The sequence below is a fragment of the Agrobacterium sp. M50-1 genome, from assembly GCF_049843495.1.
Taxonomy (GTDB): Bacteria; Pseudomonadota; Alphaproteobacteria; order Rhizobiales; family Rhizobiaceae; genus Agrobacterium; species Agrobacterium radiobacter.
Genome location: NZ_JBBHZH010000002.1, coordinates 655025 through 667343 on the forward strand (window position 1 = coordinate 655025; position 12319 = coordinate 667343).

Consider the following 12319-nt stretch of genomic DNA (forward strand, 5'->3'; position numbering starts at 1 on the left):
CCAACGGGTCCTGTCGTCAATTCATAGTGAGCGCAACATTTTGCGCCGCCTGCAGTGCAGCCGTATAGTTGTTTACCAGAAGATCGACCGATGCGGCGGTGGCATCGAAAACCGGAGCCGGATAAACACCGAAGAAGATCGTCAGCGCAACCAGCGGGTAAAGGATGACCTTTTCGCGGGTCGACAGATCGAGCATCGATTTCAGGCTTTCCTTCTCGAGCGCACCGAAGATGACGCGGCGGTATAGCCACAGCGCGTAGGCGGCCGAGAGGATGACGCCGGTTGCCGCAAACAGCGCGACCAGCGTGTTGGCGCGGAAGACGCCGATCAGGGTCAGGAACTCACCGACAAAGCCTGACGTGCCGGGGAGACCGACATTGGCCATGGTGAAGATCATGAAGGCGACGGCATATTTCGGCATGTTGTTCACGAGACCGCCATAGGCCGAAATCTCGCGGGTGTGCAGCCGGTCGTAAACCACGCCAACGCAGAGGAAGAGTGCGCCAGAGACAATGCCGTGCGACAGCATCTGGAAGATTGCGCCCTGCACGCCCTGAACGTTGGCGGCAAAGATGCCCATGGTCACGTAACCCATATGGGCGACGGAGGAATAGGCGATCAGCTTCTTGATGTCGTCCTGCATCATCGCCACGAGCGAAGTGTAGATGATGGCGAGAACCGACAGCGTGAAGACGAAGGGGGCGAAATAATCAGACGCCAGCGGGAACATGGAGAGCGAGAAACGGATGAAACCGTAACCGCCGAGCTTCAGCATGACGCCGGCAAGGATGACCGAACCTGCAGTCGGGGCCTGAACGTGGGCGTCGGGCAGCCAGGTGTGCACCGGCCACATCGGCATCTTGACCGAGAAGGCCGCGAAACAGGCAAGCCACAGCCAGGTCTGCATACCGGCCGGGAAGCCGTATTTCAGCAGTTCGGTCATATCAGTCGTACCGGACTGCCAGTACATCGCCATGATGGCGAGCATGGTCAGAACCGAGCCGAGCAGCGTGTAGAGGAAGAACTTGTAGGAGGCGTAAACGCGATCCTTGCCGCCCCAGACGCCGATGATGATGAACATCGGGATCAGCGTCGCTTCGAAGAAGACGTAGAAGAGAACCGTATCCAGCGCCACGAAGACGCCGATCATGACGACTTCCAGAAGCAGGAAGGCAATCATGTATTCCTTGATGCGCTTTTCGATCGAATCCCAGCTTGCCAGCACGCAGAAGGGCATGAGGAAGGTGGTGAGGATGACGAACAGCATGGAGATGCCGTCGACGCCGAGATGATAGGCGGCGATGTTGCCGAACCACTGATGCTTCTCGACCATCTGGAAGCCCGGGTTCGAATTGTCGAATCCGATCCAGATGAACAGCGACACGATGAAGGTGAAGACGGTCGTCAGCAGCGAGACATTGAGAATGTTGCGGCGACCATAGGGGCCGTTCTCATTCGTCAGAAGCAGCAGCACCACGCCGACGAGCGGCAGAAAGGTGACCGTTGAAAGAATGGGCCAATCGGTCATCAGAGGGCACTCCCGAGCATCATCCAGGTGACAAGCGCCGCGATGCCGATCAGCATCGCAAAGGCATAGTGATAAAGGTAACCGGATTGCAGGCGGACCATGCGGTTGGTCACGTCAACCACACGCGCTGCAATGCCGTTCGGTCCATAGTGGTCGATGACGGCGACGTCGCCCTTCTTCCACAGGAAGCGGCCAAGCGCCTTTGCGGAACGAACGAACAGGAAGTCGTAGAGTTCGTCGAAGTACCACTTGTTGAGAAGGAACTGGTAGAGGCCGCGATGGGTCTCGGCCAGACGCTTCGGCGTCTCCGGCGACTTGATGTACATGTACCATGCGGTCACGAAACCAAGCGCCATGGCGAAGAACGGGCTCCACTTCACCCACAACGGAACGTGGTGGAACTCTTCGAGGATTTCATTTTCCGGAGCCACGAACAGGGCGCCCTTCCAGAATTCGGCATATTCATGGCCGAAGAAATAACCTTCGAAGGCCACACCGGCGAAGATCGCGCCAACGGTGAGGATGAAGAGCGGGATCAGCATGACCATCGGCGATTCATGCACATGGTGCATGACGTCGGCCGAAGCGCGCGGCTTGCCGAAGAAGGTCATGAAGGCCAGACGCCAGGAATAGAAGCTGGTGAACAGGGCTGCGATGACCAGCAGCGTGAAGGCGACGCCAGAGAGAACCGAATGGGACGCGTAAGCGGATTCGATGATGACGTCCTTCGAGAAGAAGCCGGCAAAACCGATCATCGTGCCCGGAATACCGACGCCGGTCAGCGCCAGCGTGCCGACGGTCATGGTCCAGAAGGTGATGGGGATATGCTTGCGCAGGCCGCCCATGTAACGCATGTCCTGCTCGCCATCGACGGCATGGATGACCGAGCCGGCGCACAAGAACAGCAGGGCCTTGAAGAAGGCGTGCGTGAAAAGGTGGAACACGGCAGCACCATAAGCGCCGACGCCGAGCGCCACGAACATGTAACCGAGCTGCGAGCAGGTCGAATAGGCGATCACGCGCTTGATGTCGTTCTGTACGAGACCAACGGTCGCCGCGAAGAAGGCGGTGATCGCACCGATCAGCGTCACGACGGTCAGCGCATCATGCGACAGTTCGAACAGCGGCGACATGCGGGCGACGAGGAAGACGCCGGCGGTAACCATGGTTGCGGCGTGAATGAGGGCGGACACCGGGGTCGGGCCTTCCATCGCGTCCGGCAGCCAGGTGTGCAGCAGGAACTGCGCCGATTTACCCATGGCGCCCATGAAGAGCAGCAGGCAAACGCCCGTCATCGCATTGGCCTTGTCCAGCTGCATGCCGAACAGGTTGATGACGGTTTCGGTGGAAGCGGCGCCTTCGGCCGGCAGATAGGTGCTGGCAGCGGCGAAGATCGTTTCGAAATTGATCGAGCCGAACAGCACGAACACGCCGCCGATACCGAGAATGAAACCGAAGTCGCCAACGCGGTTGACGATGAACGCCTTCATGGCCGCAGCCGATGCGGAAGGCTTCTTGAACCAGAAACCGATCAGCAGATAGGACGCCAGACCCACGCCTTCCCAGCCGAAGAACATCTGCAGCAGGTTGTCGGAGGTCACCAGCATCAGCATCGCGAAGGTGAAGAGCGACAGATAGGCGAAGAAGCGCGGGCGATGCGGATCGTGGTGCATGTATCCGATCGAATAGAGATGCACGAGCGTCGAGACCGTGTTGACCACGACGAACATGACAGCAGTCAGCGTATCGATGCGGAAGGCCCATTCGACATCGATGCCGCCGGACTGGATCCAGCGCAAGACCGTAACCTTGATCACCTCGCCCGGCTCACCATGGGCGAGCGCGACGGTGAAGAAGACGATCCAGGACAGGATGGCGACCACGATCATCAGACCGGTGGTGACATATTCCGAAGCCTTGGCGCCGATCGAGCGGCCGAACAGGCCGGCGATCAGGAAGCCGATCAGGGGAAGAAAGACGATAGCCTTGTAGATCATAGCCTTATCAGCCCTTCATCATATTGACGTCTTCGACGGCGATCGATCCGCGGTTGCGGTAGAAGACAACGAGTATTGCAAGACCGATGGCCGCTTCTGCGGCTGCGACGGTCAGAATGAAAAGTGCGAAGACCTGGCCGACGATGTCGTTCAGGAAAGCCGAGAACGCCACCATGTTGATGTTGACCGCCAACAGGATGAGCTCGATCGACATGAGGATGACGATGACGTTCTTCCGGTTGAGGAAGATGCCGAACACGCCGATCGTGAAGAGAATGGCGCTGACCGTCAGATAGTGGGAAAGACCGATTACCATATTGTGTTTCCTTGAACCCGTTCGCGCCTTCAGATGCCCTGACCCGGCTTGACCTTGACCGTGGTGACGGCGGTCTTCGGGTCGCGGCCGACCTGCGTGGAGATATCCTGCCGCTTGATGTCGGTGCGATGACGCAGCGTCAGCACGATGGCGCCGATCATGGCCACCAGCAGCACGAGACCGGCGAGCTGGAAGAAATAGACGTAATTGGTGTAGAGCACGTCACCCAGCGCGGCCGTATTGGTGCGCTCGGTCACCGGCGGGATCGGCATGGTGATCGATTTCGCCGCCTGCGGGTTGAGCACGCTGCCGCCGACAACGACGATCAGCTCCGCCGCGAGGATGACGCCGATCAGCGCGCCGATCGGGGCGTATTGCAGCACGCCGGAGCGCAGCTCCGCAAAATCCACATCCAGCATCATGACGACGAAGAGGAAGAGCACCGCGACAGCGCCGACATAGACCACCAGCAGGATCATGCCGAGGAACTCGGCCCCCGTCAGCAGGAACAGCGCGGCTGCGTTGAAGAAGGTCAAAATCAGAAACAGCACCGAATGAACAGGGTTCTTCGATGCGATGACCATGAACGCAGACGCCACGGCGACGAAAGCGAATATATAAAAGAATACAGCGTGCAGACCCATCTTGGTGCCTTCTTGTCCTCATCGGGAGAAGATGGCTGAAAGCCCCCTCACCCGTTTCGTCCCCGCCGGCGAAAACCGCGCAGGCATTTTACTTTTCATCGCTTTCCGGAGGCTCCCCCGGAAAGACGGTTGCGCCTTAACGGTAAGGCGCATCCAGTGCGAGGTTGCGTGCGATTTCACGCTCCCAGCGGTCGCCATTGTCGAGAAGCTTCTGCTTGTCGAAATAAAGCTCCTCGCGGGTTTCCGTCGCGAATTCGAAGTTCGGGCCTTCGACGATGGCATCGACCGGGCAGGCTTCCTGGCAGAAGCCGCAATAGATGCACTTCACCATGTCGATGTCGTAACGCACCGTGCGGCGGGTGCCGTCATTGCGGCGCGGGCCGGCTTCGATGGTGATCGCCTGAGCAGGACAGATCGCCTCACACAGCTTGCAGGCGATGCAGCGTTCTTCGCCGTTGGGATAACGGCGCAGCGCATGTTCGCCACGGAAGCGTGGAGAGACCGGTCCCTTTTCAAAGGGATAGTTCACCGTCGCCTTCTGTTTGAAGAAGTGGCGCATCGTCAGGAAGATGGCCCCGACGAACTCCTTGAGGAACAGTGAATTGACGGCTTGGGAAAGGCTTGCCATCTCAAACTCCAGATTTCTGAGCGAGGAGTGCGGACATCAACCGGCCCACCCCGTCAGCTTCAATACGAATGCAACAATAACGACCATGGCGAGCGACAGCGGCAGGAACACCTTCCAGCCGAGGCGCATGAGCTGGTCATAACGATAACGCGGAACGAAAGCCTTGGTCAGCGCGATCATGAAGAAGACCATGCAGCCCTTGAGTGCGAACCAGACGATGCCCGGAACCCAGTTCAGGAACCACACATCCACGATCGGCAGCCAGCCGCCCATGAACAGGATCGTCGTCAGGCAGCAGATCAGGACGATCGCAGCATATTCGCCGAGCATGAACATCATGTAGGGCGTGGAGCCATATTCGACCATGTGACCGGCAACCAGTTCCGATTCCGCTTCCGGAAGGTCGAAGGGCGGACGGTTGGTTTCGGCAAGGCCCGAAATGAAGAACACGATGAACATCGGGAACAGCGACAGCCAGTGCCAGTCGAGGAACGAGGCCGGCAGACCGAGCATGGTGCCGAGGCCGGTTTTCTGGGCAAGCACGATATCCGTCAGGTTCAGCGAACCAACGCAGAGCAGCACGGTGACGATGACGAGACCGATCGACACTTCGTAGGACACCATCTGCGCGGCGGAACGAAGCGCGCCGAGGAACGGATACTTCGAGTTGGAAGCCCAGCCGCCCATGATGATGCCGTACACTTCAAGCGAGGAAATCGCGAAGATGTAGAGGATGCCGACATTGATATTGGCGACGACCCAGCCCTCATTGAAGGGAATGACGGCATAGGTTGCGAGCGCCAGCGTCACCGCAACCAGCGGCGCCAGAAGGAAGACGGCCTTATTGGCGCCAGCCGGAATGACAGGCTCCTTCAAGATGAACTTCAAAAGGTCGGCGAAGGACTGGAAGAGACCGAAGGGACCAACGACGTTCGGACCACGGCGCAGCTGCACGGCTGCCCAGACCTTACGGTCAGCGAGCAGCAGGAAGGCGATGGCCACCAGAAGGCAAACGAGAAGCAGCAGGGACTGGCCGACCATGATCAGCGCGGGCCAGACGTAGCTCCAGAAAAACTGTTCCATAAATCCCCTACCCTTACTCTGCCGCAGCCTGGAAATTGTTGCGGGCCAATGCGGAGCACTCGGCCATGACGGCGGATGCGCGCGCAATCGGGTTCGTCAAATAAAAGTCTTTTACGGTCGAGGCAAACGCCGACTTGTTGAGGCTGCCCGCATGAGCGGCGAGAGCCTCGATATCCGTGGCCTTGCCGGCAACGATCTCGTCGGTTTCCGCCAGATGCGGATGCGCGACATAAAGCTGGCCGCGCAGAGCCGAGAGCGAGTCGAACGGCAGCTTCTTGCCGAGCACGTCGGAAAGCGCACGCAGGATCGCCCAGTCTTCACGCGCCTCGCCCGGTGCGAAACCGGCGCGGTTGCCCACCTGAACGCGGCCTTCGGTGTTGACCCAGATGCCGGATTTTTCGGTATAGGCCGCACCCGGCAGGATGACGTCGGCGTGCATCGCGCCGTGATCGCCGTGGCTGCCGATATAGACGGTGAACTTGGCGCCCTTGTTGGAGAGATCGAGTTCATCGGCGCCGAGCAGGAAGAGAACATCCATGGACGCGACCATTTCAGCGGCGGCAACACCGCCCTCGCCCGGCACGAAACCGATATCGAGACCGCCGACGCGGGCAGCGGCGGTGTGCAGAACCGAGAAGCCGTTCCACTCTTCGGTGACAGCACCTACCGAGGTAGCGAGCTTGGCGGCGGCAGCCAGTACGGCTGCACCATCGGCGCGCGCCAGAGCACCCTGGCCGATGATGATCAGCGGGTTCTTGGCGGACTTCAGCTTGTCGACGAAGCTGTGCGAACCGTTGGCCAAGTCGGACAGCGTTTCAGCGCCGGAACCGAGATATTCGTAATTGTAGCGCAGCTCACCGGCTTCGCCGATCACGCCGATCGGGAAACCGCCGCGACGCCAGCGCTTGCGGATGCGGGCGTTGAGCACGGCCGCTTCGTAACGCGGGTTGGAACCGACGATCAGCAGGGCGTCGGCCTGTTCGATACCTTCGATGGTGGAGTTGAACAGGTAGCTGGCGCGGCCGAGCGAAGGATCGAGTGCAGCGCCATCCTGACGGCAATCGACATTGGCCGAACCGAGCGACGCCAACAGCGACTTCAGGGCAAACATTTCTTCAACGGAGGCCAGATCGCCGGCGATCGCGCCGATCTTGTTGCCGGATGTTGCGGCAACCGCCTGCTTGATCGCGCCGAAGGCTTCGCCCCAGCTTGCGGGCTGCAGACGGCCATCCTTGCGGACGTAAGGCCGGTCGAGACGCTGCGTCTTCAGACCATCCCAGATGAAGCGGCTCTTGTCGGAAATCCACTCTTCGTTGATTGCCTCGTTGACGCGCGGCATGACGCGCATGACTTCGCGGCCACGGGTATCGACGCGGATAGCCGAACCGAGCGCGTCCATCACGTCGATGGTTTCGGTCTTGTTCAGTTCCCACGGACGGGCGGTGAAGGCGAAAGGCTTGGAGGTGAGCGCGCCGACCGGGCAGAGGTCAACAACGTTGCCCTGCAGCTCCGAGGTCATGGCCTGCTCGAGATATGTGGTGATTTCGGCATCTTCGCCGCGGCCGATAAGGCCAAGTTCGGCAATGCCGGCAACTTCCGTGGTGAAACGGACGCAGCGCGTGCAGTGGATGCAGCGGTTCATGACCGTCTTGACGAGCGGTCCGATATATTTGTCTTCAACCGCACGCTTGTTTTCCGCGTAACGCGAACCGGCGATACCGAAGGCCATGGCCTGGTCCTGCAGGTCGCATTCGCCGCCCTGGTCGCAGATCGGGCAATCGAGCGGGTGGTTGATGAGCAGGAATTCCATCACGCCTTCGCGGGCCTTCTTGACCATCGGCGTGTTGGTGAAAACCTCAGGCAACTCGCCATTCGGGCCGCCGCGAACGTCGCGAACGCCCATGGCGCAGGAGGCGGCGGGCTTGGGCGGTCCGCCCTTCACCTCGATGAGACACATGCGGCAGTTACCCGCGACCGACAAGCGCTCATGAAAACAAAAGCGCGGAACTTCAGCGCCAGCCTCCTCGCACGCCTGCAACAGCGTGAAATGATCCGGAACCTCGATCTCTTTACCGTCAACCTTGAGCTTTGCCATGGTCCTACTACGTCCTGTTGCCTGTTCGTCCCATGTCTCACACGGTCCGCAACAAATCCTTAATCGCGCCCGGCATCCGAAGGTTTGCCAGACGTTTCATGGTGTTGCGGGGCCGGAAATTTCCGGCTCCGCTCGAAGCCTTCGATGCTTATTCAGCGGCTTCCAGAACAGCGCCATCATCCATGGCCCTGTAGGTATATTGGTCGATGCGCTTTTCGATTTCCGGACGGAAATTGCGGATCAGCGCCTGTACCGGCCATGCGGCGGCGTCGCCCAGCGCACAGATGGTGTGGCCTTCGATCTGCTTGGTCACTTCGAACAGCATGTCGATTTCGCGCTTCTGCGCGTTGCCCTTCACCATGCGTTCCAGCACGCGCCACATCCAGCCGGTGCCTTCGCGGCACGGCGTGCACTGGCCGCAGCTTTCATGCTTGAAGAAGGCCGCAATGCGGGCGATCGCCTTGATGACGTCGGTGGACTTGTCCATGACGATCATGCCGCCGGTGCCGAAGGAGGATTTCACTTCGCGCATGCCGTCGAAGTCCATGATGGCGTCCTTCATGTCCTCACCGCGCACGATGGGGCAGGATGCGCCGCCGGGGATGACGCCGAGCAGATTGTCCCAACCGCCGCGAATGCCACCGCAATGGTGTTCGATCAGCTCACGGAAGGACAGGCCCAGCGCATCTTCGAAGGTGCAGGGACGCTCGACATGGCCTGACACCATGAACAGCTTGGTGCCGACATTGTTCGGACGGCCGATCGACGAGAACCATGCAGCGCCACGGCGCAGGATGGTCGGCGCAACGGCGATCGATTCAACGTTGTTGACGGTCGTCGGGCAGCCGTAAAGGCCCATATTGGCAGGGAACGGCGGCTTCAGGCGCGGCTGGCCCTTCTTGCCTTCGAGGCTTTCGAGCAGAGCCGTCTCTTCGCCGCAGATATAGGCGCCGGCGCCGTGATGGACGTAGATGTCGAAATCCCAGCCGTTCTTGTTGTTCTTGCCGAGCAGGCCGGCGTCGTAACATTCGTCGATGGCAGCCTGCAGCGCTTCACGCTCGCGCATATATTCGCCGCGCACGTAGATATAGGCGGTATGTGCGCCCATGGCGAAACCGGCGATCACGCAGCCTTCGATCAGCGTATGCGGATCGTTGCGCAGGATTTCGCGGTCCTTGCAGGTGCCGGGCTCGGATTCATCGGCGTTGACGACGAGATAATGCGGACGGCCGTCATTTTCCTTCGGCATGAAGGACCATTTGAGACCCGTCGGGAAGCCTGCGCCGCCGCGACCGCGAAGGCCTGATGCCTTCATCTCGTTGATGATCCAGTCACGGCCCTTTTCGATGATCTGCTTGGTGCCGTCCCAATGGCCGCGCGCTCTCACGCCCTTCAGGGACTTGTCCTTGAGGCCGTAGAGATTGGTAAAGATGCGATCCTGATCTTTTAACATGCTTCACCTCTTACCGCGGCTTCTTGCCGAAGACCCTGATATACTCGGCTTCGCCACCCTTGGCGAGCGCCTCGGCCTGCTTGATCCACTCGTCGCGTTCGATGCGGCCCTTGAAATTCAGATAACCGTCAACCCAGTCGCATTCGGCCTTTTTCCAGCCGGCGATCTGCGCGTAGGTGAAGATGCCGAGCTCGTGCAGCGTGCCCTCGATCTTCGGACCGACGCCGGAAATCAGTTTCAGGTCGTCAGGCGTTGCAGGCTTTTCGATGCTGGCAGGGCGATCCTTGGAATCGAGCGTCGGCTTTGCAGATCCCGAAGCTTCCTTTTCCGCAGTCTTCACGTTGGCTTCGGCAGCTTTCGGCTCATTGGCCGGCGTCTTCAGCTTCGGATCGGTTTCCGGCGCATCGGTCTTCGGCTTGGCGGCGTTGGACGGCGGAACCGGTGCGGCATCCGCAGGCGCTTCGGCCGGCTTGTCGAGATTGGAACGATCCGGCTTGATCTCTTCCGTCAGCGTCGTCAGTCCACCGACCGGCACGGATTCGTGACGGTCGATCTGCGGACCGGTCTTGACGGTGTCGCCCTTACCCGCTTCGAACGTGTCGATGATCTCTTCCAGACGCTCGGGCGTCAGGTCCTCATAGGCATCCTTGAAGATGATGACCATCGGCGCGTTGACGCAGGCGCCCTGACATTCCACTTCTTCCCACGAGAGCGTGCCGCTCTCATTGGTGTGCAGCGGATCGTGGTGGATCTTCTTGCGGCAGACATCCATCAGCGCTTCCGAGCCACGCAGCATGCAGGGCGTGGTGCCGCACACCTGAACGTGGGCGCGCGTGCCGACCGGCTTCAGCTGGAACTGGGTGTAGAAGGTCGCCACTTCCATGACGCGGATATAGGCCATATCCAGCATGTCGGCGATCTTTTCGATGGCGGCGCGGGTAACCCAGCCGTCCTGCTCCTGCGCACGCATGAGCAGCGGGATGACCGCCGATTGCTGGCGTCCCTGCGGATATTTCAGAATCGTCTTCTCCGCCCATGCGGTGTTTTCCGCATTGAAGGCAAATGCCACGGGCTGGAATTGATCTTCGGCTAGTCGACGAACGGACATACTTCCTCACGCCTTTTCAGTTTAACGTCTCACAACGCGATCTCGCCACCGTGACGAATTCGCAGGCGTAAGCCGCCTTGTCTTTCTGCATGAACACGATGAACTTGCTGCCATTGGGAACCGAGGCCTTGATCTCATATCCCGATGACAGAAGCTGCTTGATGGTTGAACCGCCGCCGCTTGACAGCGACACGCCACCCTCGCCCGTCGCCGTCTGGGCGAGAACGGGGGCAGACATCGCAGCAAGAAGAGCCAATATGGCCAACGGCAGACGCATCAGCGGTCGACCTCCCCGAACACGATGTCGAGGGAGCCAAGCACGGCTGTAACGTCGGCAAGTTGATGGCCCTTGCACAGGAAATCCATCGCCTGCAGATGCGCGTAACCCGGAGCGCGGATCTTGCAGCGGTAAGGCTTGTTGGATCCGTCAGCAACCACATAGACGCCGAACTCGCCCTTCGGCGCTTCGACAGCAGCGTAAACTTCGCCGGCGGGAACGTGGTAACCTTCGGTATAAAGCTTGAAGTGGTGGATCAAAGCTTCCATCGACCGCTTCATCTCGCCACGCTTCGGCGGAACCACTTTGCCGTCCAGCGAGGATACCGGGCCGATGCGGTGCTTGCCGGAGAGAAGATCGACGCACTGCTTCATGATTTTTACGGATTCGCGCATTTCCTGCATGCGGATCAGGTAACGATCGTAGCAGTCGCCGTTCTTGCCGACAGGAATGTCGAACTCCAGATCGGAATAGCACTCATAGGGCTGCGCGCGGCGCAGATCCCAGGCAGCGCCCGAACCGCGGACCATCACGCCGGTGAAACCCCAGGCGAAGGCGTCTTCAAGCGAGACGACGCCGATATCGACGTTACGCTGCTTGTAGATGCGGTTGTCGGTCAGCAGACCTTCGATATTGTCGAGCACGGTCAGGAACGGATCACACCATTTGCCGATATCATCGACCAGTTCCGGCGGCAGGTCCTGGTGAACACCGCCCGGACGGACATAGGCCGAGTGCATGCGGGCGCCACAGGCGCGCTCATAGAACACCATCAGCTTTTCGCGTTCCTCGAAGCCCCAGACCGGCGGCGTCATCGCGCCGACGTCCATGGCCTGCGTCGTCACGTTCATGATGTGCGACAGGATGCGGCCGATTTCAGAATAAAGCACGCGGATCAGCTGGCCGCGCATCGGGATTTCGAGGCCCAGCAGCTTTTCGACGGCGAGCGCGAAAGCGTGTTCCTGGTTCATCGGCGCGACATAGTCGAGACGGTCGAAATAGGGAACGGCCTGCAGATAGGTCTTGGTCTCGATCAGCTTTTCGGTGCCGCGATGCAGAAGACCGATATGCGGATCGACACGCTCGACGATTTCGCCGTCCAGTTCCAGAACCAGACGCAGCACGCCGTGCGCGGACGGATGTTCCGGACCGAAGTTGATCGTGAAGTTGCGGACGTTATGCTCAGTCAT

11 protein-coding genes are annotated in these 12319 nt (G+C 59.8%); all 11 read right to left on the reverse strand.

From position 1 onward, the window contains the following. Positions 1–16: 16 nt before the first annotated feature. The 11 genes from WDZ78_RS07325 to WDZ78_RS07375 all read right to left on the reverse strand — a co-directional run bounded on the left by WDZ78_RS07325 (position 17) and on the right by WDZ78_RS07375 (position 12319). Positions 17–1528, reverse strand: coding sequence for an NADH-quinone oxidoreductase subunit M (locus tag WDZ78_RS07325; RefSeq protein WP_020012333.1), 1512 nt, complete (start codon positions 1526–1528; stop codon positions 17–19). Beyond that, a complete protein-coding gene (gene nuoL / locus WDZ78_RS07330; protein ID WP_020012332.1) occupies positions 1528–3525 on the reverse strand; it encodes an NADH-quinone oxidoreductase subunit L in 1998 nt (665 codons plus the stop codon). The genes WDZ78_RS07325 and nuoL overlap by 1 nt, the downstream gene beginning before the upstream one ends. Positions 3526–3532: 7 nt before the next feature. Next, positions 3533–3841: an NADH-quinone oxidoreductase subunit NuoK gene (gene nuoK / locus WDZ78_RS07335; protein ID WP_003502389.1), complete on the reverse strand. Its 309-nt coding sequence runs from the start codon at positions 3839–3841 to the stop codon at positions 3533–3535. Positions 3842–3870: 29 nt separating this feature from the next. Then, positions 3871–4485: an NADH-quinone oxidoreductase subunit J gene (locus tag WDZ78_RS07340; protein ID WP_020012331.1), complete on the reverse strand. Its 615-nt coding sequence runs from the start codon at positions 4483–4485 to the stop codon at positions 3871–3873. A 136-nt stretch (positions 4486–4621) separates the two neighbouring features. Then, positions 4622–5113, reverse strand: a complete 492-nt coding sequence (gene nuoI / locus WDZ78_RS07345) for an NADH-quinone oxidoreductase subunit NuoI (protein ID WP_003502385.1) — start codon at positions 5111–5113, stop codon at positions 4622–4624. 36 nt (positions 5114–5149) lie between these two features. Then, complete coding sequence (gene nuoH / locus WDZ78_RS07350) at positions 5150–6196, reverse strand: NADH-quinone oxidoreductase subunit NuoH (RefSeq protein ID WP_003496451.1); 1047 nt, start codon at positions 6194–6196, stop codon at positions 5150–5152. Between the two features lie 13 nt (positions 6197–6209). Then, positions 6210–8291, reverse strand: a complete 2082-nt coding sequence (gene nuoG, locus WDZ78_RS07355; RefSeq protein WP_425672667.1) for an NADH-quinone oxidoreductase subunit NuoG — start codon at positions 8289–8291, stop codon at positions 6210–6212. A 148-nt stretch (positions 8292–8439) separates the two neighbouring features. Further along, entirely contained in the window at positions 8440–9744 is a 1305-nt protein-coding gene (nuoF, locus tag WDZ78_RS07360; protein WP_020012329.1) for an NADH-quinone oxidoreductase subunit NuoF, read from the reverse strand. Positions 9745–9754: 10 nt separating this feature from the next. Then, the gene (locus WDZ78_RS07365; protein WP_425672668.1) at positions 9755–10852 is read right to left on the reverse strand and encodes an NADH-quinone oxidoreductase subunit E; all 1098 of its coding nucleotides are present in this window, start codon (positions 10850–10852) and stop codon (positions 9755–9757) included. A gap of 16 nt (positions 10853–10868) precedes the next feature. Beyond that, complete coding sequence (locus tag WDZ78_RS07370; protein WP_425672669.1) at positions 10869–11129, reverse strand: hypothetical protein; 261 nt, start codon at positions 11127–11129, stop codon at positions 10869–10871. Further along, on the reverse strand, positions 11129–12319 hold the full coding sequence (locus WDZ78_RS07375) for an NADH-quinone oxidoreductase subunit D (RefSeq protein WP_003496461.1): 1191 nt from the start codon (positions 12317–12319) through the stop codon (positions 11129–11131). The genes WDZ78_RS07370 and WDZ78_RS07375 overlap by 1 nt, the downstream gene beginning before the upstream one ends.

Excerpts from the sequence above, each read along its gene's own strand:
- WDZ78_RS07325 (WP_020012333.1), bottom strand. The coding sequence starts at position 1,528 with ATGACCGATTGGCCCATTCTTTCAACGGTCACCTTTCTGCCGCTCGTC.
- nuoL (WP_020012332.1), bottom strand. The coding sequence starts at position 3,525 with ATGATCTACAAGGCTATCGTCTTTCTTCCCCTGATCGGCTTCCTGATC.
- nuoK (WP_003502389.1), bottom strand. The coding sequence starts at position 3,841 with ATGGTAATCGGTCTTTCCCACTATCTGACGGTCAGCGCCATTCTCTTC.
- WDZ78_RS07340 (WP_020012331.1), bottom strand. The coding sequence starts at position 4,485 with ATGGGTCTGCACGCTGTATTCTTTTATATATTCGCTTTCGTCGCCGTG.
- nuoI (WP_003502385.1), bottom strand. The coding sequence starts at position 5,113 with ATGGCAAGCCTTTCCCAAGCCGTCAATTCACTGTTCCTCAAGGAGTTC.
- nuoH (WP_003496451.1), bottom strand. The coding sequence starts at position 6,196 with ATGGAACAGTTTTTCTGGAGCTACGTCTGGCCCGCGCTGATCATGGTC.
- nuoG (WP_425672667.1), bottom strand. The coding sequence starts at position 8,291 with ATGGCAAAGCTCAAGGTTGACGGTAAAGAGATCGAGGTTCCGGATCAT.
- nuoF (WP_020012329.1), bottom strand. The coding sequence starts at position 9,744 with ATGTTAAAAGATCAGGATCGCATCTTTACCAATCTCTACGGCCTCAAG.
- WDZ78_RS07365 (WP_425672668.1), bottom strand. The coding sequence starts at position 10,852 with ATGTCCGTTCGTCGACTAGCCGAAGATCAATTCCAGCCCGTGGCATTT.
- WDZ78_RS07370 (WP_425672669.1), bottom strand. The coding sequence starts at position 11,129 with ATGCGTCTGCCGTTGGCCATATTGGCTCTTCTTGCTGCGATGTCTGCC.
- WDZ78_RS07375 (WP_003496461.1), bottom strand. The coding sequence starts at position 12,319 with ATGACTGAGCATAACGTCCGCAACTTCACGATCAACTTCGGTCCGGAA.